Below are 21,322 nucleotides of genomic sequence, written 5' to 3'. Positions count from 1 at the left end.
TTCACAGCATGTTGATCAGGACTGCTCCAGATGCCGCTCCGGCGCGCCGGTGTAGGCATAAGGAATCTGGCGCGGCATGGGTCCCTTGTTACGCTCGCCGCGTCCGCGTTGCTCCCACGCATGCGCGAGAATGCCCACCGCGCGAGAGAGGCAGAATACGCCGCGCGCCAGTTCGGGCGCGAATCCCAGCTCCGCGTAAATCACCGCCGTTACGCCGTCGATATTCATCGGCACGGGCCGGTCCTTGCGTTTTTTCAGCAAAGCCTCGATGCCGCGCGCAATCGCCGCGTAGCGGCCCTTGATCGTGCCGGACGCCACGCGCGCATCGACGAGCGCGAGCAGCCGCCCAGCGCGCGGATCGACGGGATGAAAGCGATGGCCGAACCCGGGCAGATATTTGCCATGAGCGGCGATGAACTCGTCCACGCCTGCCTCGACCGCTGCTTCGAACGGACTACCCGCCACGATGCGCGCGGCGATGTCGGCATAGAGCTCGACCGCCTGCTGGCCTGCGCCGCCGTGCACGTCGTCGAGCGCGTTGAGCGCCGACGCCATGGCGCCGTTGATCGGAAGGCCACAACTCGTGGCCATGCGCGAGATCGCGATCGAAGGCGCATGTGGCCCGTGATCGACCGAGGCCACGAGCGCGGCTTCGAGCAGCGTGGCCTCTTCGTCACCGGGCAGTTCGCCGCGCAGCATCAGCCAGATCATCTGCGGGAAACTCACGTTGCCGATCAGTTCCTGGATCGGATAGCCGCGCACCTTGATCGAGCCCGGATGGATGTCGGTGATCGAGGTGCTCCAGTAGTCGGCGCACAGGGCGGCGAGATCGGGCGTGGTTGTGTTCGTCGTCGACATGGTTCAGATCACTCCGTCGTGGTGCAGTGCGTCGATTTGGGCGGCCTCGTAGCCGAGTTGTGCAAGCGTTTCGCGCGTGTGCGCGCCAAGCGTCGGTGCCGGGGTGGCGGGTGCGGCGTCGGCATCGGCGAGGCGCAGGCCCGCGCGTGTCACGCGCTGTGCCGCTTCGCCCTCTGCCGCCTCGAACTCGCGTATGAAACGCCGTTCGGCCAGATGCGGATGCGCGAGGATTTCGGGCACCGAGAGCACCCGGCCCACCGGAACGCCGCGCTCGAGCAGGCGCGTTTCCCAGTTTGCCGCGCTGTCGGCTGCGAGCGCGGTTTCGATCTCGGCCTTGAGCGCTTCGCGGTACTGCTTGCGCGTATGGCGCGCGCAAAAACGGTCGTCGCGCGGCAGGTCGGGGCGGCCGATCACCTCACACAGGCTTTCGAACTGGCGCGTTTCGTTCGCAGCGATATTGAGGAGGCCCGCGCCGGTGCGGAACGTGCCCGAAGGCGCGGCCGTGAAATTCTCGTTACCCATCGGCGCGGGCTCGACGCCTGCGTTCAGGTAGTTCGACACGACCCAGCCCATGGTCGCGAGCGTGGCTTCGAGCATCGAAACGTCGAGCCGCCGCCCGCGGCCGCTCGTGCGCGCGTCGACGAGCGCCGCGCAAATGCCGAACGCAGCGGTGAGGCCGCCCACCGTATCGGAAACGGGATAGCCCACGCGCAGCGGCGCGCTCTGCGCGTCCCCCGTCACGCTCATCACGCCGGACATGCCCTGAATGATCTGGTCGTAAGCAGGGCGGCGCGACAGCTCGCCTTCGTCGCCAAAACCAGAAATCGAACAGTAGACCAGCGCCGGATTCACTTTGGATAACTGATCGTAGCCGAGTTCGAGGCGGTCCATCACGCCGGGCCGGAAATTTTCGACGAGCACGTCGGCGTTGCGCACCAGATCCAGCAAAATGGCTTGGCCGCGCGGGTCTTTCAGGTTCAGCGTGATCGAGCGTTTGCCCGCGTTCACGGCCACGAACGACGCGCCCATATTGCGCGCCGCGGCGTCCTTGTCGGCGCCCAGGCGCCGGGCAAGGTCGCCGCCTTCAGGATGCTCGACCTTGGTGACTTCGGCGCCGAAGAGCGCGAGTTGATAGGCGCAGAACGGACCCGCGAGCACATTCGACAGATCCAGGACGCGCACGCCGGCTAACGGGAGCATGATTGCAGCCTCGTATTCAAAAGATTAGTGAGAGATGTCGTCGAGCGCGCGATTCTTCGTGCGCGGCCCAAAGATGCCGATAGCCGCCATCACGACGATCATCGCGCCGGTGATCAGCGCGAAAACGCCTGGCACGCCGAAGTGACGTAGCGCGAACGCGATCATGAAACCGGAGAACATCGCGGAAAGACGCGACATCGAATAGACGAAGCCAACGGCCGTGGCGCGCATGCGAGTCGGGAACAGCTCGACCTGGTACGCGTGATAGCCGACGGAGAGCAGCGTGCCGCCGAGCGTGATCAGGACGCCGAGGAACATGAGCATGGCGGCGGACGTCTGCATGGCGAACAGCGTGCCGCACACGGCGATAGCGAGCGCGGAGAGCACGACGAGCGTCTTGCGCTCGATGCGGTCGGCAATGACCATGCCGAGCAGCGGGCCGAACGGATTCGAGGCGGCGATCACGAACGAGTAGAGCAGGCTGTGCGTGACCGTGACGCCTTTGGAAACGAGCAGCGTCGGCACCCACGACGCAAAGCCATAGAAGCCGATCGCCTGAAACAGGTTGAAGACGAGCAGCGTGATGGTGCGGCGGCGATACGGCGGTTGCCAGATCTCGGCGAAACGCGTTTGGGTGACGGTTTGCGCGCCGGCCGATTCCACAACAGGCGCGGGCAGCAGGCGCCCATGCTGCGCCTCGATCTTCGCTTCGAGCCTGGCGAGAATGCGCGCGGCTTCCTCGGTTCGGCCGCGCTGCGCGAGCCAGCGTGCGCTCTCGGGCACGCGGCGGCGGATCGCCCAGGCGATGAGCGCACCGAACGCGCCGAACATCACGACCCAGCGCCAGCCGTCGAAGCCGAGCGGCGCGCGCGGCACGAACCACCACGCGAGCAACGCGACGGCCGGCACGGCCGTGTACTGCACGAGATGCACGAACGCGAACGCGCGGCCGCGCATGTGCTTGGGCACGAGTTCGCTCACGTAGGTGTCGATGGTGACGAGTTCGACGCCCACCCCAATGCCGGCGATGAGCCGCCACAGGTTGATGCCGGGCGCGCTCGTCTGCAGCGCCATGATGCAGGTCGCAACCGAGTACCAGAGCAGCGAGGCCGTGAACAGGGTGCGGCGGCCATAGCGATCGGCAAGACCGGTCAGGCAGAACGTGCCGATGAAGAGCCCCGCGAACGACGCCGCCACGAATGCGCCGAGCCCCGAGAAGCCGAAGAACGAAGCCGTGGTGGTCGAGTAGAGACCACTTTTCACGAGGCCCGGGCCGACATAGGCCGTAAAGAACAGATCGTAGAACTCGAACCAACCGCCCATCGAAAGCAGGAGCACGAGCGTCCAGATGGCGCGCGTGGCCGGCAGGCGATCAATGCGCGCGTTGATCTCGGCCGCACTGGCGGGCGCGGCGGCATCGTCTCGACGCGACGCGCGCGTCGCACCGATTGGCAGGCTGGACATCGGACTCTCCTGAACGCTTCGTTTGCGTGTCTACGCGTTCTATACAACAGAACGTCGTTCTAAAATAATGACTCGATGATACTGCGGGGCGTCGAGCCAACGGACCAGGGCTTTTACTGAGTGGGCGCATGGTGTGTCAGCGAGAGGGCGGCCCGCAGACGCCACATGGGGCCGCATCCTGGCAAGCTCGACCAGCGGGCATGTATTGCCATGCAGCGTGGATCGCCGCCCGCGAGTGGCTTGTTGGGCACGCCGTTCGCTACAACCCGGTCGGTTTGTGCGCATGTTCAGTCAGGAGACGTCGTGACGAAGAAAGTTTTTCCCTACATGGTTCCTGCCACGCTCGCCTTGTCGCTCTGCGCCGTCGTCGCGCTGGCGGGTGCGCGCATCCAGAGAGCGGCGGTGGGTACAGACAGGCGCAATCGAATGTCCCGTCGCCGCTTACCGATCTCGACAACGGCGAGGGAGCCGCTGCCGCGAACGCGGCGCGGCCCGCGCTCGATCAGCAGGCGATCGACGCGCTCAATGCCATGGGTGCTTATCTGCGCATGCTGCGCCAATTCGAGGTGAGCGCGGACACCTCAACCGACATCGTGCTCGACAATGGCCAGAACGCCGCGCTGCTGGGTCATACGGTGCTCAAGGTCAAGCGGCCTGACCGGTTGCGCGCCGAAATCACGGGCAACGGCAACGTGCGCGGACTGGTGTATGACGGCCACGAATTCACGACCTTCAACGAGAAGAAGGGCTATTTCACGCGCAACGACGCGCCGTCGACGCTCGACGGCCTCGTGCGCGAACTGGCGAATACCTGGCGTATCGAAGCACCGCTCGCGGAGCTTTTCTACTGGGGCAACGGGAAGGACGACAGCGCGGCGATCACGGCGGCGCGGGTGCTCGGCGTCGAGAAAGTCGATACGCGCTGGTGTACGCATTACGCCTTTCAGCAGCCGGGCGTCAATTGGGAAATGTGGATCGAGCAAGGACGGCGACCGCTACCGTGCCATCTGGTCGTCACCGACATGACCGAGCCTTCGAGGCCGCGTCACGAAGTGACGTATCACTGGAATCTGGCGCCGTCGTTCGTCGCGTGGACATTCGTGTTCCATCCGAAAGCCGGTGCGAAGCAAACCGAATTGAAGCCGGCTGCCGCGCGGCCTTCGTTCGAGGAGGCGCAATGACACGAGGCAGCGCGAGCGACGACGGGTACCGATGACCGGGGCTTATCGGGACCGGGTCGGCGCGGCGCGGGCACACTTGGCGAGGGGTGACGCCCGCGTATTTTTCGTATTTAACATAAGATAAATTATCGACCTTTTTAAATGTTCGTAAACATCTAGATCCGGCGCATCACATCTCGACAATGACCTTCAGCGCCTGCGTGCTGGCCGCCTGCGAAAACGTCTCATACGCCTTGGGCATGTCGTCGAACGCAAACCGATGCGTGATCAGCCGGTTCGGATCGATCCGCCCGGCGCGCACAGTCTTGAGCAGCATGGGCGTGCTCACGGTATCGACGAGACGCGTCGTGATCGACACGTTGCGGTCCCACAGCTTATCGAGGAACAACGATGCCGGCACGCCATGCACGCCGATGTTCGCGATCACGCCACCCGGCGCCACAATCTGCTGGCACAGTTCGAACGTCGCAGGCACGCCGACGGCCTCCATGGCGCAATCCACGCCCACGCCGTCCGTGAGCTTCATGACAGCCTCCACAGCGTCGCCCGCGAGCGGATCGATGCACGCCGTCGCGCCGAATCGCTTCGCACATTCCAGACGGTTGGCGTCCATGTCGATCATGATGATCTGCGCGGGCGTATAAAACTGCGCGGTCAAGAGCGCGGCCAGCCCGATCGGTCCCGAACCGACGATGGCGACCGTGCTGCCGGGTTCGACCCTGCCGTTGAGCACGCCGCATTCGAAGCCGGTCGGCAGAATGTCCGAGAGCATCACGAGCGCCGCCTCGTCGAGGCCGTCGGGAATCCGGTACAGGCTCGTTTGCGCATGCGGAATGCGCACGTACTCCGCCTGCGTGCCGTCGATGCGGTTACCGAGTATCCAGCCGCCCGTCTTGCAGTGCGAATACATGGCGCGCCGACAGTATTCGCACTGTCCGCAACTCGAGATGCACGAGACGAGCACGCGATCGCCAGCTTGCAGCGTCGACACGCCCTCGCCGACTTCATGGACGACGCCCACGCCTTCATGGCCGAGAATGCGGCCCGGCTCGCAGCTCGGCACGTCACCCTTGAGAATGTGGAGATCGGTACCGCAGATCGTCGTCTTCGAGATCTTAACCACGGCGTCGCCGGGTCCCTGCAAGGCGGGCTGTGGCCGCGTTTCGAGCTCGAACTTGCCCGGACCGCTGTAGACCAGTGCTTTCATGGTTCCTCCATCGACAACCGGAAATACGCCGGCTCGGCAAGCGCCCTCCTTTCGGTGCGCTCGCGTCCGGCGAGTCCGCCTTCCGCTGCAAGGTTTGCATATTTTGATGCACGGCGAGCCGCCGTGCGCAGAATCGAAATAACGACGACGTCGCCCTTGCAATCATGATCGTAGTACTTACGATCGATGGACCCCTTTCCAATGTCCGATGGCCACGAAGTGATGGCGTGAACATTCATGCGTTGCGCATGGTCGCTTTGCGCACTCGAACACTAGAACAGATGCCGGATGCCGACTTGCACGCCGAATTCGCTCTGTCCGGGTCCCGGCGTGAGGAACGACCCTGTCGTAATGCTGGCGCCCGCCATCTTGAACTGCGCCGTGCCGTAATTCTTCAATTCGGAAACCGTGCCGTAGAGCCGCGTCCCCTTCGAGACGTCGTAATTGACGATCGCCCCATATTGCAGGGCGTCGTTGCCGAGATGCGTGCTGTCCTTGATGTAGGCGGCGCCCGCGCCCACGCTGAAGAACGGCGAGAACCGATAGTCGGCCGAAAGCGAATACGTGCTGTGCCAGTCGCCTGCCGTGTTGCCAACGGGCCCCACCGTCGGGTCGTATTTGCCCGCAGGGTTGCTGAGCGCGTTGCCGGTGGTCGCGGAAACCACCTCATTGGCGCGGAAATAGCCGACGTAGATGCGCCCCCACCCGTAGTCGAGATTGCCGCCCGCCATGAATTCCTGCACACGGTTGGAGGCCGTGGCGTTCGCCGCGTTCAAATAGGCGAGCGCGAGATAGACCGGGCCCTGGTTGGTCTGCACGCCGGCCTGATACACAGCATTGCCCGCGAGCGTGCCGGGCTGACCGCCCACTGAATAGTGCAGCTCGACCTGCGTGCCCACGAACTTCGGCGAGATCCACGCGATGTCGTTGTCCACGCGCGCCAGCCAGTTCGCAAAGTTGTTGTAGCCCGAGGCATAGGTCGCCGCGCTAAAGGCGTCCATATTGCCGCTCCAGGCGAACATCGGTGTGTTTTGCCGGCCGAAGCGCACCTCGCCGAACCCGCCGCTCACACCGACCCACGCCTGACGATCGAAAAATCGATAGCTGTTCTGCAACTTGCCGGTGCCCGGATCGAAGCCGCTCTCCAGCGCGAAGTTCACGCGGTATCCGCCGCCTATGTCCTCCGTGCCACGCAAGCCCCACCGGCTCGTCATCAAGCCGTTATTGCCGAGCACGGCGAGCGATGTGGTCTTGCCGTCGACTTTCGTGTTCTGATAGCCGGCGAACACGTCCAGCACGCCATAGAGCGTCACCGACGATTGCGCCATTGCCGGCGCACTGACGATCACTGCCGCAGTGGTCATCGATACTTTTAGGATTCCTCTATTTAACGACATCGTCACGTTCCCCTATTGTTGACTTCTTGATCGATCGGTGCCGCTATTAAGGCGTCAGCGTGCGCGCTCTGTCGCAAGCATGCGCTTGACCACGAGTGCGAGCGGCACGGTGAAGCAAAAGTGCGACATGAAACCGCCGATGATGACGACCGGGTCGTAGTAATTGGGATGGTTGTCGGATGCGATACTGATCGCCACATGCATGACGATCCAGGCAAGGATCGCGTAAAAGAGCGCGACGAACGTGGCCTCGTAGCCGCGGCGGCGGAAATACGGCCAGATCGCGGCGAACAGCACACCCCAAGCAATGGCGAAGAAGAAATGGATGGCAGTCCCGAGGAGATACGCCCAGATGCCGAGCGAGTCCTGCACGCCCTTGCCGAACACGAGGCCGGTGGCGTTGCGGGGAATGCCCGCAAGCGGCATGAGATGCTGGGCGCCAACCCAGATGAGCGCCTCGTAAATCCAGATGATCACCGCGCCCGTCAAGCCGCCGGCGATGCCGGCGCGCAGGATTGCGCCGAAAGTCGGCTTGCCGTCGATTGCCGTTCTCGTCCCTTGATATCGACCTTCACCCGCGCTTGCATTTCCGCTCATAGCCGTCTCCTCCGTTGTCGATGCACGAAATCGTTTTTCGTCACGTTTTTTGTCACGATAAGAAGGGGGAAAACGGAAAACCACATCGGGTTAACGGCAGGCGAACGGCGTATCTCGCGCAAGAATGCACGCGCAAGACCTGCCGGTGGCTCACGATAAACAGCGCAGCGCCAAGCTGGACAGGGCTCGGCGCGCACTATCCGTGCAATGCGTGAGGCTGGTAGACCGGGTCACAGGTCCGGTCGCCGATAAGAGAAATCGATACGCCGGAAACGACTTCGCAACGCCAAGTCTGCAAACGCATTGCATCCGGAGTGCGGAACGGCGTATCCGTTATCGGCTGGGCACGCGTTACTGAGGCCGTATTCCCCGTAGACAAGGGGCAGGCGTACGCCTGCCCTACCCGCCTTAGCGAATGGCCATCTTTTGCCGCCACTCACCTGCCCTCCTTCAGCCGCAGCAAGAGACGCAGCAGCACAGGCAGCACCAACAGCACGAGCGGCATCTGCACGATCAGACCCGAGATGATCGCAACGGCGAGCGGTTGCTGCATCGCGGAACCCCGGCCAATGGCGAAGGCAAGCGGCAGCAGCGCGAGAATGGCTGCGATGGTCGTCATCGCGATGGGCCGCAGGCGATTGCGGCCCGCGGCCTGCAACGCCTCCTCGAGTGGCATGCCTTCGTCGCGTACGAGTCCCTGAAACTCGGAGACATAGAAGATCGCGACCTCCGTCACGATGCCGACGATCATCGTCATGCCCATCATCGCGGAGATGTTGAGTTCGATGCCCGTCACCCACAGTCCGATGAAAACGGCGCCGGTGGCGAGCAGCGGCATTGCCATCACCGCGAGCGCCACGCGAAAGCGCTCGTAGAGGAATAGAAGCAGGCCGAACACCAGCGCGACGGCCGCGCCGAACACCGCGAGCAATCCCTTGAAGGCGATCTGCTGTTGCTGGTACAAGCCGCCAAGCTCGTAGTAGACGCCCTTTGGCAGGAGCGCGGGATCGGCGAGCGCGCGCTGCACGTCGGCGATGGTCGAGCCGAGGTCCCGGCCATCGATGCGCGCCGTCACCGCCACCATGCGCTTGAGGTTGTCGCGGCTGATCTCGGGCTGGCCGCTCACGTGCACCGGATCGGCAACGCGCGTCAGCGCGAACCCGTGCCCGTCAGGCGCGCGCAAAGGCAGGCGCGCGAGTTCGGTGTCCGTCATTTGCAGCGCGCCTTGCGCACGCACGCGCACGCCGACCGTCTTCGGGCCGTTCTGGAACTGCGTGGCGACGTTGCCGTCCAGAAGATCCGAGACCTGCTGCGCGATTGCCTGCGGATCCATGCCCTCGGCAGCCGCCGCGTCGGGACGTATGCGCAGATCGATGGCGTCGCCAGCAGGATTGATGCCGTCGTTCACGTCGACGATGCCGCTAATTTTGCCGATGCGTGCGGCCACACGTTGCGCTGTCGTGTCGAGCACGCTCTGGTCGTCCGAGTAGATCTTGATCTGCACGGGCTGTGGAACCGCCGTGAGATCGCCTATCAGGTCTTCCATCAACTGCGCAAGCTCGACGCTCACACCAGGCACCGTTGTTTCGATCTGCGAACGGATTTCTTCCATCACCGTATCGATCGGCTCGCGGCTGCCCGACTTTAGCCGCACGAAGAAGTCGCCCTTGTTCGGCTCGTTCAGGTCGCCGCCAAGTCCCGCGCCGGTGCGCCGTGAATACGTGGCCACATTCGGATTCGCGCGAATGATCGCTTCGATTTGTCGCATCAGCCGATCGGTTTCCGTGATCGACGTTCCCGGCAGCGTGTGATAGTCGAGTACGAAGCCGCCCTCGTCCATCGTTGGCATGAACCCGCTCCCCACGCGCGTGAACGCGAGCGCCGAAAAGAGCGCGAGCGGAACGACGAGCGCGAGCACCCACATGGGCCGCGCGCTCACGCGTGAGACGAGCCGAGCGTAGGTCCGGTTAAGCCATGTCGCGAAGCGTGTTTCGCGATGCTCCTCGGCATCTTTCGCCGTGAGCCAGCGGTCGCAGAGAATCGGAATGGCAAGCCAGGTGACAAGGAACGAAATAAAGAGCGCGCTCGCCATCGTGACGGAAAGCGCCTTGAAGAATGCCCCCGTTACGCCCGAAAGAAACGCCAGCGGCACGAAGATGATCAGCGTTGCCGCGGAAGAGCCCGCGAGCGGCCGCGTGAATTCGAGCGCCGCGGTCATCACGCGGCCATGGAACGCATGCGCGCCGGCTTCCCGCATGCGCCGCGCGATGTGCTCGATCATCACGATTGCATCGTCGATCACGAGGCCGACCGCCGCCGCCATTCCGCCGAGCGTCATGATGTTGAAACCCATGCCGAATACGTCGAGCAGCAGAATCGTCGCGGCCATTACGACGGGCACGAGCGCCACGGCAATGAGCGTGATCTTCGTATTGCGCAGAAACACGTAGAGCGTGAGCGCGGCGAGCACTACGCCAATCATGATGGCATCGCGAACGCTCGTTGCCGAGGCGATCACGAGGTCGCTCTGGTCGTACCAGTTCTCGAGCTTCACGCCTTGCGGCATCTGCGGGCCAAAGTCTTTGATGCGCGCGCGAATCGCCTGCGCCATCGCCACGCTATTCGCGCCCGGCTGCTGGTAGACGTTGAGCAGCACCGCGTCCTCGCCATCGGCGGTCACACGGATCCATTGCGGCACGGTCCCCTGTGTGACGGTGGCGACATCACTCAGGCGGATCTGCGTCGCGCCCGCGGACGAGACGACCACGCTTTTCAGCGTATCGACCCCGCTGAAAGCCGAATTCGCCACGACGAGATAGAGCTTGTCGTGGTCCTCGATGCGGCCGGTGGCCATCAACACGTTGCCCGCGCCGATCGCGCGTGAGACATCGGCGACCGAAAGCTTGTACGTCGCGAGGCGCGCGGGATCGACGGCAACCTCGAGCTCGTCTTGCGCGCCGCCCGTCACGTCGACGCGCGCCACGCCCGCAACGGAGGAAAGCAGCGGACGCAACTGGAATTGCGCGAGATCGTGGAGTTGCGAGAGTGACAATCGCGACGACGTCAGGCTGTACGCGATGACTGGAAACACCGTCGGGTCCATACGGCGGACCTGCATCGTGGTGCCGGGCGGCAGTGTCGCGAGGATTTCGGCGATGGCCGACTGCGCCTGCAACGTGGCTTGCGCCATGTCCGTGCCCCAGTCGAAATTCAGCGAGATCTCGGCCGCGCCCCGGCTCGTGCGAGATTCCACGTCGCGTACGTTCGGCACGCGACGCAACGCTTCTTCCACCGGCATCGTGACGAGCGTTGCCATCTGTTCGGCGGGACGATCGCCCGCGTCGAGCGAAATCACGGCACGCGGAAAGGACACGTTCGGAAAGAGCGAGATCGGCAGACGCAGCGCGGTGAGCGCACCGGCAAGCGCTGCAAGTGCGATCACGAACAGAAGCGAACGCCGATGGCGCTGCATCCACTGGCTAAACGTCATCGCGCGCCGCCTTGCGCCACGCGCACGGCCATGCCGTCTTCGAGTTCGTAGTTGCCGACGACGACGAGCGGCCGCGAGGCTTCGAGCGCGCCATCCACGCCGTACGCGTCGCCATGCTCGACTTTCACGGTCACATCGACGCGGTGCGCCTTGTTGTTCGGCGCGACTTGATACACATAGCTGCCCTTAGCGTCCTGAAGCACCGAGGCGCGCGGCACCTTCCACCACGTGCCGGTCTGCGTGTCGATGTCGGCCCGCACGCGCGTTCCTGGCAGGAACACAGTACCCGCGAGCGGTACGTTCGCACCCACATTCACGAGCTGACTCTGCGTGTCTATCGCTGCGCCGACAAGCACGATACGCCCTTGTGCACGCCGCGAACCGAGCGAGGCCGACAGCGGGCGCAGCACGACACGATCGCCGGCGCGCAGCGTGAGCGCATCGGCGGCTTCGACGCTCAGCGAAATGTTCGCGGCATTGCCTACGGGACCATTGGCGGCAACGAGCTGGGCGAGCGCCGTGCCCGCCTGGATCTGGTCGCCCGGCACCGCGGCAAGCTGCGCGATGACGCCAGCTACAGGCGCCGTGACAGTTTTCGAACCCGCTGCAATGCCCGTCGCGCGTTGCGCAGCGAGCGCCTGCTGTGCGTCGTCAAGCGCCTTTTGCGCCGCTGCGAGCTGCGACTGCGTGGCGAGACCGTCTTGAGAGAGTGAGCCGGTGCGCGCGAGTTCGCCACGTGCGAGCGTCGCCGCGCTTTGTGCCTGGGTATAGGCGATCACGGCGTTCGGATCGGCTTGCACGACGAAGAGTGGCGCGCCGCGCACGACGGTCTGTCCCGGCTGTACGAGCACGCGCGTCACGCGCGCGAGATACGGAAGGCTGATGGTCGTTGCGTTCGAGGCGGCGGACGCAACCGAGCCATACGCGACAACGGTTTGAGAAACCGGCTCGCGCATCACGTGCTCGACCTGCACGGCGGCAGATCGCGCAGGGGCGCTGCCCGCCGTGCCGATGTCGTCTGCGCGCGCGGCATGCGGCGCCAAAAACCCTGCGCTGGTGGCTAGCGCGGCCGCAGCGCCGAGTGCGCAAACGGCGACGCGCGTGCGCGTGCCGCAAAGGAAGCGGTGGTCAGTCATGGAAATCAACGTGCAACGATGTTGGTGGGGGACGCGCTCTCAGAAGTGGCGCCTCGCGCGGGCGGAATCTGATAAGGATCGGGAATCGCGCTGCCGAGCAGCGCCTGGAGACCAATGCGTTGCTCCGCTAGCGCTTCGCGCGCGGTGGCGGCATCGATGCGACGCGCGAGCGCTGCGCCTTGCGCGTCGACATACTGCCCAAGCACGATGTTGTGCGCCGCGTAGGCGTCGCGCGCCTGCGCGGCAGCACGCTCAAACCCCGGCAGCGCAGCGTCGTCCTGATCGAGCTGATGCGCGGCGATCGCGCTGTCTGCACGCAGGTGGGCGATATCCGCGTAAGCCGCGTTCAGGCGCGTCTGGTATTCGTCCGCTAGACGCTGTCGTGTTGCTTGCTCGATGGCGATATTGCCGCGATTGCGGTTGAAGACCGGCAATGTGAGATTGATTGCGAAGCCACTTGTGTAGATCTCCGAAGTGTCGCGCTGCCGCGTAAAGCCCACCGAGAGGCTCGGAAACTGGCTGAGGATCGCGGCGCGGTACCTCTGCTCCTGTGCTTCGTAGCCTGCCCGGAGCGCGATCAGATCGGGACGGCGCTGCGCCAGCATCGCAACGGCTGCATCGAGTGGGCCATCGGGTATCGGCGTGACTGCTGTGTCGCCTGTAAGCGCAAGCGTCGTCTCGGGCGCGAGGCCGAGCAGCGCGTTGAGGTCGTGGCGCGTCTGCTCGCGCGCGCGCTGCATATCGCTGTTTTGCTTGCGAGCGTCTTCGTATGCGGTGAGCGACGCCGTGACGCTGTCGGCCGTTACGTTGTGCTCGCTCGCCGCGCGCGCGATGCGTTCGTAACGCGTGCGGGCTAATGCCCTCTGCTGCCCGAGCAGCGGCAGCACCTCGTCCTGAAAGCGCGCTCTCACGTACAGTTGCTTCGCCTGTGCCACGACCTGCCATTCCTGCCAGAGCAGACCGAGGTCGGTCTTGCGAACCGTGGCGTTGGCGGACTTCGTGTTCGCGCCACGCGTGACAATCGCCATCACGTCCATGCTCAAGCCATAGCTGAATGCGCGCGCGAGCCCCACAGCGCCGGGATAGTCGCTGGATACGCTCACCTGTGGATCCGGCAGGAGTCCTGCTGAAAATGCCTGTGCTTGCGCAATGCCGAGATCGTCACGCGCAAGTTTCAGGTCGGGATTATTGGCAACGGCCAGCATCGCGACGTCTTCGATGTCGAAGCCGTCCGACGGATCGAAGCGATGAGCTGCAAGCTCAGGCAGCGGCATTTTCGCGGGATCGATCTGAACCCGCACGAGCGAATCCTGCGTAATCAGCGAAGGCCCCGTAACCAAGGGCTGCGCCATGTAGCTTGCGCATCCGGCAAGCAATGCGGTGCCCGATGTAAAGGCAACGAGCGTGGCACGGGCGCTAGCAGGAATGGAGAGACGAAAGACGCGCGGCAACGTCGCGCGAGACTGCGGGCTGGACAAAATACACTCCTTGAGCCAATCCCGCGCAGCATGAATGCGCGAGCATAGACCTGAACGCAAACGCCACACGTTCGTGGCGTAGCGGCAGGCATGCGGCGCATTCTGCAGGGTATACGCTTATGCAATCCTTAAGCAGGCCTTCGCGTCTGATACCTACGGCTTTTTCGCCGTCAGGTACGCAATGCGCTCGGCGCCGAGTTGCGCTCCGCTTTCGAAAATCGCGCGCATTCGCACTTCCAGGTACATGCGCTCGTCGTGGGTAAATTCCTTCTCGAAGACCTCTTCCAGGCTCGGCGCCAACGGGTGAGGCGAGGTACGGACAAACGTTTCCCAAGGGAGGCTGTCTTCCGTTCGCACTTCGATGTGCAATTCCAGATGAATGTCTGTGAACCCCGCGTCGATCGCGAAGCGGACAAGGTCGCGCTCGCCATAATTCGTAATCGGCAACGCGCGCGCTTTCTCCTCCGTGTCGGGGAACTGCGCCGCCCGGCATCGGAGCAGCAGGGGAAAGAACGGATCTTCCGTATTGAATGCACGGCTATCGACCAATTGCTTTAGCATGCAAACCTCAAGCGCTTCGTCACGCAGAATCGGCTCCGCGATGGCGAAGCGACCGCCCGGTTTGAGTATGCGGTAGATCTCTCGCATTGCAGCGGGCTTGTCTTCCACATACGCCAGAACCGCGCGCATCGTGGCGGCATCGACAGTTCATTGGCAATGGCTTCCAGATTCTCGGCGCTGCCGCGTATGAATGTGCACTGCCCGCTCACCTCCAGACTTCGGGCGGTCTCTTCCGTGTGCCGCAGCAACGGAGTCGAAATATCGCTCATGAGCACCCGGATCGAAGCGCCGGCCCGTTCGATCGCGCGAAACCCGACAAGACCATCACCCGTGCCGATGTCGGCCAATGTCATGCCAGGACGAAGACGAACGTAATCCAGTACACGGTCTGCGTATCTCGTGATCTCAGCACGGACGTCGTGCTCATGGGCGCGATCGTCGCCATGACGCTGCCGGAGGATCCATGTGGACCAGTTATCGTGAGTGACGTTGTTCGTGAGCGGCAGCAAGATAGATTTCCAGGGGAAACTTGAAAGATCTGCGGGATGGTAGCTTCACATTCTGATGAACTCCTTATCGAAGATGTATTCTCGACGTGGAATCCTTATTTTCGCGAGGACAAAGTTTTATTCGCATTCAAGCTGAATAAAAGTCGCTTTCATTCCAGATACCGTCAATGACTTCGATGGGTAGACGCGCCAAGGCGCGTGAGTATAAGGAGTCCCGGCCCGAGCAGATTTGGAAGGAAAATCGCCGAGACATTATGAACGGCGTTAATGCGAATCGAACCGTAGCTTATGCAATCCTTAAGTTGATTCGCTTTCAGAAAATAAATACTTCTTAAGTATTTGGAAGGTGCTCCGATAAACCGTGCGCTGTTCACGGTTTTTTTTCATTTTTTTTGGAGCCCTTCTGATGACAATCCAGGTAGTTTCTAGCCAACCCGCCGCTGCGACAGTAGCGAATACCGGCGCGCAGAACCAGCAGGCGGCCGCTGCCGGGCAACCGGCCAGCAAGACGCAGCCACAGTCCAATACGACGACACAGGGTTCGACGTCGTCAGCTTCGTATGCGGTCACGATCAGCAACGCCGCACGCACCGCGTTGGCCGAAGCCACCGAAACATCGGTGCAGACCGCGCAAGAAGCCAACCGCGGAGATCGACAGGCTCAACGCCTGCTTGCGAAGGAGCAGGCCAATAAGGTTGGGTGACGAACGAAGCGTGTGATAGACGCTATCTGACGCACGTCGCGCGAAGGCCGCGACGTGCAAGCCTGACGCTTTACACCAAGGCCGCGCGACACGCTCCATGCGCGCCGACAAACCCTTTTGATAAGATAACTATTCTTATCACAATGTGTCTGATTTATATAAAAACTCGCTGCTCCAGAAACGCGCGACAACCGGCGATCACGTCGGCTCGGGTTTCATCGCCTTGCGCGAGAGCGGCAGCGTGTCGCGCGCTCTTCGTGCGCAAATCAGCGCCCCTCGGGTGTACGCCGGGCGGCAATCGACTTTCATCCGCTGTTTAGTTTCCAGATGATCGCGCTCGTCGCGAACGATCATCCGCTTGCGCAGAAGGATCACCTCGCGGCGAAGAATTTCCGTGACGAAACGGGATAACTTACCCGGTCGAAGACGACGCGCTGGATTTCGTGAAGGTGTTGCTCAAGCCCGCGGGCGTGACGCCGCCGCGCTGATGCTGAAACAGGAACGCGAGGAGCATCAAACGCCGGGCGGCGCCACGCGGAAGTTCATTGACTGCATGTGCCGCAAAGAGACTTCGTGAACGCGCTTATCGCCGACGCGCCGTTTCAGGATGCGAACGCGAGCGCCGCATCTTCCGGAAGATTTTCGAGCGCACGGCTGCCATCGCGCAGCGCTTCGCTCTCGCCGTTGAAAGTTGTTTCGCTGTACGCGATGAGCTTGAAGCCGCTACCCGCGCTGCGAGGAATGGTGATGCCCCAATGCCACCCCCCTTCCTGTTCGAAGACGTGCAGCTTCAGAGATGCATGCAATGTGTTTGATCGAGTCGTCATGTCACGCCCTCCTTTGCGAAAGCGTCGAGGCAGTCGGCAGACCAGGTCAGTGTAGGCATCATTTTGTTGCGGCGCAATAAATATCGACGTTGAGGGGCGATCCTACGCCATTCGGCGTCGTCATCCGGCAACAAAACGAAACAGGCGGCAACGAGAAGCAACAAGCGGAAACAAAAGTAAGCAGGTGCGCGCAGCGCAGAATCGTGCCGCAGGGTCGTGCGTCATGCATTCTGCCCCCCAAACGAAGGTGTGCGGCCACGCCGCGTTCGCGCTATCCTGCGCGCGATGCGCGAAAGTTTGCGCGCCCCATTTCCCTATGTGCCACGACGCATGACTGAACGCACCGAAGACATCTCCAACAGCACGCGATCAGCGCTGCGCTACCCCTACGCAGAGCCGCCTGCGCCTGGTTCGACCATCGAGATCGCACCGGGCGTGCGCTGGCTGCGCATGCCGCTGCCGTGGGCGCTCGACCACATCAACGTGTGGCTGATCGACGAGAGCGAAGGTTGCGCCGTGATCGATACAGGCGCTCGCACGGACGCCGCCACAGCTGTGTGGCGCACGATCCTTGCGCAAGGCGGCGAGCCGCGAGCGGCGTCCCGCGTGACGCGCGTGCTGGTCACGCATATGCACCCGGATCATGTGGGCATGGCCGGCTGGCTCACGCGCGCGTTCGACTGCCGGCTCTGGATGACGCGCACCGAGTACTTCAACTGCCGCGTGGCCGCTGCCGACACGGGCCGCGAAGCGCCCGCCGACGCGCTCGAATTCTATCGCCGCGCGGGCTGGGGCGAGTCGGCGATCGATGTCTACCGCGCCCGCTTTGGCCGCTTCGGACAGCATATCCACGCGCTGCCCGAAAGCTTCCGGCGCCTGCAGGACGGCGAGGTCGTGCGCATCGGCGCGCACGACTGGCGCGTGATCGTCGGCATGGGGCATTCGCCGGAACACGCCTGTTTCTACTGCCCGGCGTTGAAGCTCTTTATTTCCGGCGACCAGGTGCTCCCACGCATTTCCTCGAACGTTTCGGTCTATCCGATCGAGCCCGAAGCGGACCCAATGGCCCAGTGGTACGCCTCGTTCGACAAACTGCAACGCGAAGTGCCCGACGATGTGCTCGTGCTGCCCTCGCATAACGACTGCTTTTACGGGCTGCACGCGCGCATCGAGCGTTTGCGCCAGGGGCAGGACAAAAGCCTCGCGCGTCTGCGCGCAACGCTCGCCGAACCGCGTCGCGCCGTGGATGTGTTCGGTGCGCTGTTCGCGCGGCGCATTGGCGAGGACGATCTGGGGCAGATGAGCCTCGCGACCGGCGAGAGCCTTGCGTGCCTGAACTACTTGACGTATCGCGGCGAAGTGAAACGCGAACTGCGCGACGACGGCATGTACTGGTATTCGCGATCGTAAAATCGCGGACGTAAAAAATGGCAGGGAAGGCGCACCATGCCCTGCCTGCCACAAGCCGCATCGACGGCATGCACTGGAAAACCCAGAAAACGTTCGGTCGGCCAGTGCGCTGGCACTGGCCGCGCTGCGTCGCCTAGAGCGCCGCGACCAGTTCGGGCACTGCCTCGAACAGGTCCGCTTCGAGGCCGAAATCGGCCACGCTGAAGATCGGTGCTTCGGCATCCTTATTGATCGCCACGATCACCTTCGAGTCCTTCATGCCCGCGAGATGCTGGATCGCGCCGGAAATGCCGCATGCGAAGTACACCTGGGGCGCGACGATCTTGCCGGTCTGCCCCACTTGCCAGTCGTTCGGCGCGAAGCCTGCGTCCACAGCCGCGCGGCTCGCCCCAAGCGCAGCGCCGAGCTTGTCGGCGAGCGGCGTGAGCACGGCGTTGAACTTCTCGCTGCTGCCAAGCGCCCGGCCGCCGCTCACGACAATGCGTGCGTCCGCAAGCTCGGGCCGCTCGCTCTTCGTCACGACGCGTTCGACGAACGCGCTCAGGCCGCTGTCCGCGACCGCTGCGACGCCTTCGACCTGTGCCGCACCGCCCTGCGCCGCCGCGTCGAAGCCCGTCATGCGCACCGTGACGACCTTCACCGCTTCGGCGCTTTGCACGGTTTGAATCGCGTTGCCCGCGTAGATCGGCCGCTCGAACGTGTCCGCGCTCACCACGCGCGTGATTTCGGAGATCTGCGCGACGTCCAGCAGCGCCGCCACACGGGGCGCGACGTTCTTGCCGACACTCGTGGCGGCAAAGAGGATGTGCCCATAATTCGCGGCAACGACCAGCACTTGCGCCGCGACGTTTTCGGCGAGCGCGTCGGCGAGTGCTGCGTCATCGGCGTGCAGCACCTTCGCGACGCCCGCAATGCGCGCCGCCGCCTCCGCTGCGCCTGCCGCGTTGTGACCCGCCACCATCACGTGCACTTCATCGCCGCATTGGAGCGCGGCCGTCACGGTGCTGAGGGTGGCCGACTTGATCGAGACGTGGTCGTGCTCGGCGACGACCAGAACAGGTTTACCAGCAGTCATTTGCAGTCCTTCAGATAACTTTCGCTTCGTTCTTCAGCTTCGCGACCAGCGTCGCGACGTCGGGCACCTTGACGCCGGCCGCGCGGCCCGCGGGCTCCGCGGTCTTGAGCGTGGTGAGGCGCGGCGCGACGTCCACGCCGAGTTGCGCGGGCGTGGTCGTGTCGAGCGGCTTTTTCTTGGCCTTCATGATGTTGGGGAGCGTCGCGTAGCGCGGCTCGTTCAGGCGCAGATCGGTCGTCACGATGGCCGGCAGCGCGAGTTGCACGGTCTCGAGGCCGCCGTCGATCTCGCGTGTCACACACGCTTTGCCCTCTGCAATCTCGAGCTTGCTCGCGAACGTCGCCTGCGGACGCGCAGTGAGCGCGGCCAGCATCTGGCCCGTCTGGTTGCAGTCGTCGTCGATAGCCTGTTTGCCGAGAATCACGAGCTGCGGCGCTTCCTTGTCGATCAGCGCCTTGAGCAGCTTGGCGACCGCGAGCGGCTCGAGCACGGCGTCCGTCTCGATTAGCACGCCACGGTCGGCGCCGATCGCCATGGCCGTGCGCAGCGTCTCCTGGCAGGCGGCGGGACCACACGACACGGCGACCACTTCGCTCGCCACGCCCTGCTCCTTCAGTCGCACGGCCTCCTCCACGGCGATCTCGTCGAACGGATTGATGCTCATCTTGACGTTCGCGAGATCGACGCCCGAGCCGTCCGCCTTGACGCGAACCTTCACGTTGGCGTCCACCACGCGTTTGATTGCTACCAACACCTTCATGTCTTCCTCCAGATCGATACATTCAATGCCGCTGCTTGATACGCTCAACCGCGCCGCACAACGTCACTTACTCCTGATAACCGAGCCCATGCTCGCGCATGCGCGCAACCGTCCCTTCGTCGAAGCCCCAGTCGAACAGCGCGGCCAGACCGTGCTCGCCTCTCGCCGGGGCCTTGCGGCCGATGGCCGAAGGCGTGGCCGAGAAGCGCGGCGCGGGCGCCGGCTGCACGACGCCGTGCGCCTCGACAAAGCTTGCGCGCGCAACGTTGTGCGGATGCCTCGGCGCTTCGGAAAACCCCAGCACGGGCGCGACGCAGGCATCGCTACCTTCGAACACGGCGCACCATTCGTCGCGTGTACGCGTAAGGAACGCCGCCTCGAAATGCTGACGCAGCACGGGCCAACCCTTGCGGTCGTGCTGCTTCGGCAGGTCGGCATTGGCGAGCCCGAGTTTGTCGAGCAACTGCGCATAGAAGCGCGATTCCACCGCGCCCACCGCCATGTAGTGGCCGTCTTTCGTGAGGTAGCTGTCGTACCAGGGCGTGCCGCCGTCGAGCAGATTGCTTTCTCGCGCTTCGCGCCAGTTGCCGGACGCCATGAGCCCCCACACGATCGAGCCGAGTTGCGCCGCGCCCTCGACCATCGCCGCGTCCACCACCTGCCCCGTGCCACCGCGCTGCACGTTGCACAGCGCTGCCACCACGCCGAGCGCGAGCAGCATGCCGCCGCCGCCATAGTCGCCCACGAGGTTCAGCGGCGGCACCGGCGCCTCTCCCGCGCGCCCGATGCCGGAAAGCACGCCGGAAAGCGCGATGTAGTTGAGGTCGTGCCCGGCGCGCTGCGCGAGCGGCCCGCTCTGCCCCCAGCCGGTCATGCGGCCGTAGACGAGTTTCGGGTTGCGCGCGAGCGCCGCTTCGGGGCCAAGGCCCAGCCGCTCCATCGCGCCGGGGCGAAAGCCCTCGATGAGGACATCTGTCTCGGCGATCAGGTCCAGTGCGACCTGTGCCGCTTCGGGTCGCTTGAGGTCGAGCGTGATCGAGCGGCGGCCGCGGCCCGTCACATCCACCTGCGCGCCCTCGCGCTTTGGCCCGAGATCGTCAGGAGCGACGGGCCGATTCACGCGGATGATGTCCGCCCCCATGTCAGCCAGCAGCATCGTGCCGAAGGGAGCCGGACCGATTGCCTCGAACTCCAGTACGCGAAAACCGCTCAATACGCCCATTCCTTGTCTCCGTTCCTTTGTTGCCGTAACGATGAACATACGGCAAATCGTCGCCGTTGAACCCACCCGGTAGCGGTGGGTGGGGCTGGCGCGAGGGAATGAGTCGACAAGGGGCGCGAACGTGCAGCCCCGTGCTTACATGTTCGGATAGTTCGGCCCGCCACCACCTTCCGGCGTGACCCACACGATGTTCTGCGTCGGGTCCTTGATGTCGCACGTCTTGCAGTGCACGCAGTTCTGCGCGTTG

Annotated in this window: 18 protein-coding genes and 1 pseudogene; 3 read left to right on the top strand and 16 right to left on the bottom strand. The window is 63.7% G+C overall.

What is annotated here, in order from left to right; translation table 11 throughout:
• Positions 1–15: 15 nt before the first annotated feature.
• The 3 genes from JMY28_RS16780 to JMY28_RS16770 are packed head-to-tail and all read right to left on the bottom strand — an operon-like array spanning position 16 to position 3,507.
• Entirely contained in the window at positions 16–858 is an 843-nt protein-coding gene (locus tag JMY28_RS16780) for a citryl-CoA lyase (protein WP_201697054.1), read from the bottom strand.
• A gap of 3 nt (positions 859–861) precedes the next feature.
• A complete protein-coding gene (locus JMY28_RS16775) occupies positions 862–2,061 on the bottom strand; it encodes a CaiB/BaiF CoA transferase family protein (protein ID WP_201697274.1) in 1,200 nt (399 codons plus the stop codon).
• A gap of 21 nt (positions 2,062–2,082) precedes the next feature.
• Complete coding sequence (locus tag JMY28_RS16770; protein ID WP_407945514.1) at positions 2,083–3,507, bottom strand: MFS transporter; 1,425 nt, start codon at positions 3,505–3,507, stop codon at positions 2,083–2,085.
• A gap of 143 nt (positions 3,508–3,650) precedes the next feature.
• On the opposite strand from JMY28_RS16770, the gene JMY28_RS16765 reads away from it, so the two are divergent.
• Positions 3,651–4,703 (top strand): DUF2092 domain-containing protein, encoded by a 1,053-nt coding sequence (locus JMY28_RS16765; RefSeq protein ID WP_328809411.1) that lies wholly within the window; start codon positions 3,651–3,653, stop codon positions 4,701–4,703.
• Between the two features lie 169 nt (positions 4,704–4,872).
• On the opposite strand, the gene JMY28_RS16760 is transcribed toward JMY28_RS16765, so the two are convergent.
• The 8 genes and pseudogenes from JMY28_RS16760 to JMY28_RS16725 form a co-directional block, all read right to left on the bottom strand.
• A complete protein-coding gene (locus tag JMY28_RS16760; RefSeq protein WP_201697051.1) occupies positions 4,873–5,910 on the bottom strand; it encodes a zinc-dependent alcohol dehydrogenase family protein in 1,038 nt (345 codons plus the stop codon).
• Positions 5,907–6,149: a hypothetical protein gene (locus JMY28_RS16755; RefSeq protein WP_201697050.1), complete on the bottom strand. Its 243-nt coding sequence runs from the start codon at positions 6,147–6,149 to the stop codon at positions 5,907–5,909. Before JMY28_RS16755 ends, JMY28_RS16760 begins: the two co-directional genes overlap by 4 nt.
• A gap of 33 nt (positions 6,150–6,182) precedes the next feature.
• On the bottom strand, positions 6,183–7,274 hold the full coding sequence (locus JMY28_RS16750) for a porin (RefSeq protein ID WP_201697049.1): 1,092 nt from the start codon (positions 7,272–7,274) through the stop codon (positions 6,183–6,185).
• Positions 7,275–7,361: 87 nt separating this feature from the next.
• Positions 7,362–7,904, bottom strand: a complete 543-nt coding sequence (locus tag JMY28_RS16745) for a hypothetical protein (RefSeq protein WP_201697048.1) — start codon at positions 7,902–7,904, stop codon at positions 7,362–7,364.
• Between the two features lie 436 nt (positions 7,905–8,340).
• A complete protein-coding gene (locus tag JMY28_RS16740; protein ID WP_201697047.1) occupies positions 8,341–11,394 on the bottom strand; it encodes an efflux RND transporter permease subunit in 3,054 nt (1,017 codons plus the stop codon).
• A complete protein-coding gene (locus tag JMY28_RS16735) occupies positions 11,391–12,530 on the bottom strand; it encodes an efflux RND transporter periplasmic adaptor subunit (RefSeq protein WP_201697046.1) in 1,140 nt (379 codons plus the stop codon). The genes JMY28_RS16740 and JMY28_RS16735 overlap by 4 nt, the downstream gene beginning before the upstream one ends.
• A gap of 5 nt (positions 12,531–12,535) precedes the next feature.
• Positions 12,536–13,882, bottom strand: a complete 1,347-nt coding sequence (locus tag JMY28_RS16730; protein ID WP_201697045.1) for a TolC family protein — start codon at positions 13,880–13,882, stop codon at positions 12,536–12,538.
• A 279-nt stretch (positions 13,883–14,161) separates the two neighbouring features.
• A pseudogene (locus JMY28_RS16725) lies at positions 14,162–14,704 on the bottom strand (class I SAM-dependent methyltransferase); the annotation flags it as partial.
• A 780-nt stretch (positions 14,705–15,484) separates the two neighbouring features.
• Here JMY28_RS16725 and JMY28_RS16720 point away from each other — a divergent pair.
• On the top strand, positions 15,485–15,781 hold the full coding sequence (locus JMY28_RS16720) for a hypothetical protein (protein ID WP_201697043.1): 297 nt from the start codon (positions 15,485–15,487) through the stop codon (positions 15,779–15,781).
• 602 nt (positions 15,782–16,383) lie between these two features.
• On the opposite strand, the gene JMY28_RS16715 is transcribed toward JMY28_RS16720, so the two are convergent.
• A complete protein-coding gene (locus JMY28_RS16715; RefSeq protein WP_201697042.1) occupies positions 16,384–16,608 on the bottom strand; it encodes a hypothetical protein in 225 nt (74 codons plus the stop codon).
• Between the two features lie 330 nt (positions 16,609–16,938).
• On the opposite strand from JMY28_RS16715, the gene JMY28_RS16710 reads away from it, so the two are divergent.
• Complete coding sequence (locus JMY28_RS16710; RefSeq protein WP_201697041.1) at positions 16,939–18,018, top strand: MBL fold metallo-hydrolase; 1,080 nt, start codon at positions 16,939–16,941, stop codon at positions 18,016–18,018.
• Positions 18,019–18,151: 133 nt separating this feature from the next.
• On the opposite strand, the gene JMY28_RS16705 is transcribed toward JMY28_RS16710, so the two are convergent.
• From JMY28_RS16705 to JMY28_RS16690, 4 genes are all read right to left on the bottom strand, one after another.
• Positions 18,152–19,093 (bottom strand): electron transfer flavoprotein subunit alpha/FixB family protein, encoded by a 942-nt coding sequence (locus JMY28_RS16705; RefSeq protein WP_201697040.1) that lies wholly within the window; start codon positions 19,091–19,093, stop codon positions 18,152–18,154.
• A gap of 10 nt (positions 19,094–19,103) precedes the next feature.
• Complete coding sequence (locus JMY28_RS16700; protein WP_201697039.1) at positions 19,104–19,853, bottom strand: electron transfer flavoprotein subunit beta/FixA family protein; 750 nt, start codon at positions 19,851–19,853, stop codon at positions 19,104–19,106.
• A gap of 67 nt (positions 19,854–19,920) precedes the next feature.
• Positions 19,921–21,075 (bottom strand): CaiB/BaiF CoA transferase family protein, encoded by a 1,155-nt coding sequence (locus JMY28_RS16695; protein WP_201697038.1) that lies wholly within the window; start codon positions 21,073–21,075, stop codon positions 19,921–19,923.
• A 135-nt stretch (positions 21,076–21,210) separates the two neighbouring features.
• Positions 21,211–21,322 (bottom strand): 4Fe-4S dicluster domain-containing protein (locus tag JMY28_RS16690; RefSeq protein ID WP_143134355.1); only part of this gene is annotated, 112 nt, incomplete at its 5' end.

This window comes from Paraburkholderia hiiakae (genome assembly GCF_904848665.1).
In the GTDB taxonomy this organism is placed as follows: domain Bacteria; phylum Pseudomonadota; class Gammaproteobacteria; order Burkholderiales; family Burkholderiaceae; genus Paraburkholderia; species Paraburkholderia hiiakae.
This window is presented reverse-complemented; position numbering and strand designations above follow the sequence as displayed.

What these genes read in the sequence shown, in the direction of transcription:
- JMY28_RS16780 (WP_201697054.1), bottom strand. Translation starts at nt 858, where the DNA reads ATGTCGACGACGAACACAACCACGCCCGATCTCGCCGCCCTGTGCGCC.
- JMY28_RS16765 (WP_328809411.1), top strand. Translation starts at nt 3,651, where the DNA reads ATGGTGTGTCAGCGAGAGGGCGGCCCGCAGACGCCACATGGGGCCGCA.
- JMY28_RS16760 (WP_201697051.1), bottom strand. Translation starts at nt 5,910, where the DNA reads ATGAAAGCACTGGTCTACAGCGGTCCGGGCAAGTTCGAGCTCGAAACG.
- JMY28_RS16755 (WP_201697050.1), bottom strand. Translation starts at nt 6,149, where the DNA reads ATGAATGTTCACGCCATCACTTCGTGGCCATCGGACATTGGAAAGGGG.
- JMY28_RS16750 (WP_201697049.1), bottom strand. Translation starts at nt 7,274, where the DNA reads ATGACCACTGCGGCAGTGATCGTCAGTGCGCCGGCAATGGCGCAATCG.
- JMY28_RS16745 (WP_201697048.1), bottom strand. Translation starts at nt 7,904, where the DNA reads ATGAGCGGAAATGCAAGCGCGGGTGAAGGTCGATATCAAGGGACGAGA.
- JMY28_RS16740 (WP_201697047.1), bottom strand. Translation starts at nt 11,394, where the DNA reads ATGACGTTTAGCCAGTGGATGCAGCGCCATCGGCGTTCGCTTCTGTTC.
- JMY28_RS16735 (WP_201697046.1), bottom strand. Translation starts at nt 12,530, where the DNA reads ATGACTGACCACCGCTTCCTTTGCGGCACGCGCACGCGCGTCGCCGTT.
- JMY28_RS16730 (WP_201697045.1), bottom strand. Translation starts at nt 13,882, where the DNA reads ATGGCGCAGCCCTTGGTTACGGGGCCTTCGCTGATTACGCAGGATTCG.
- JMY28_RS16720 (WP_201697043.1), top strand. Translation starts at nt 15,485, where the DNA reads ATGACAATCCAGGTAGTTTCTAGCCAACCCGCCGCTGCGACAGTAGCG.
- JMY28_RS16715 (WP_201697042.1), bottom strand. Translation starts at nt 16,608, where the DNA reads ATGACGACTCGATCAAACACATTGCATGCATCTCTGAAGCTGCACGTC.
- JMY28_RS16710 (WP_201697041.1), top strand. Translation starts at nt 16,939, where the DNA reads ATGACTGAACGCACCGAAGACATCTCCAACAGCACGCGATCAGCGCTG.
- JMY28_RS16705 (WP_201697040.1), bottom strand. Translation starts at nt 19,093, where the DNA reads ATGACTGCTGGTAAACCTGTTCTGGTCGTCGCCGAGCACGACCACGTC.
- JMY28_RS16700 (WP_201697039.1), bottom strand. Translation starts at nt 19,853, where the DNA reads ATGAAGGTGTTGGTAGCAATCAAACGCGTGGTGGACGCCAACGTGAAG.
- JMY28_RS16695 (WP_201697038.1), bottom strand. Translation starts at nt 21,075, where the DNA reads ATGGGCGTATTGAGCGGTTTTCGCGTACTGGAGTTCGAGGCAATCGGT.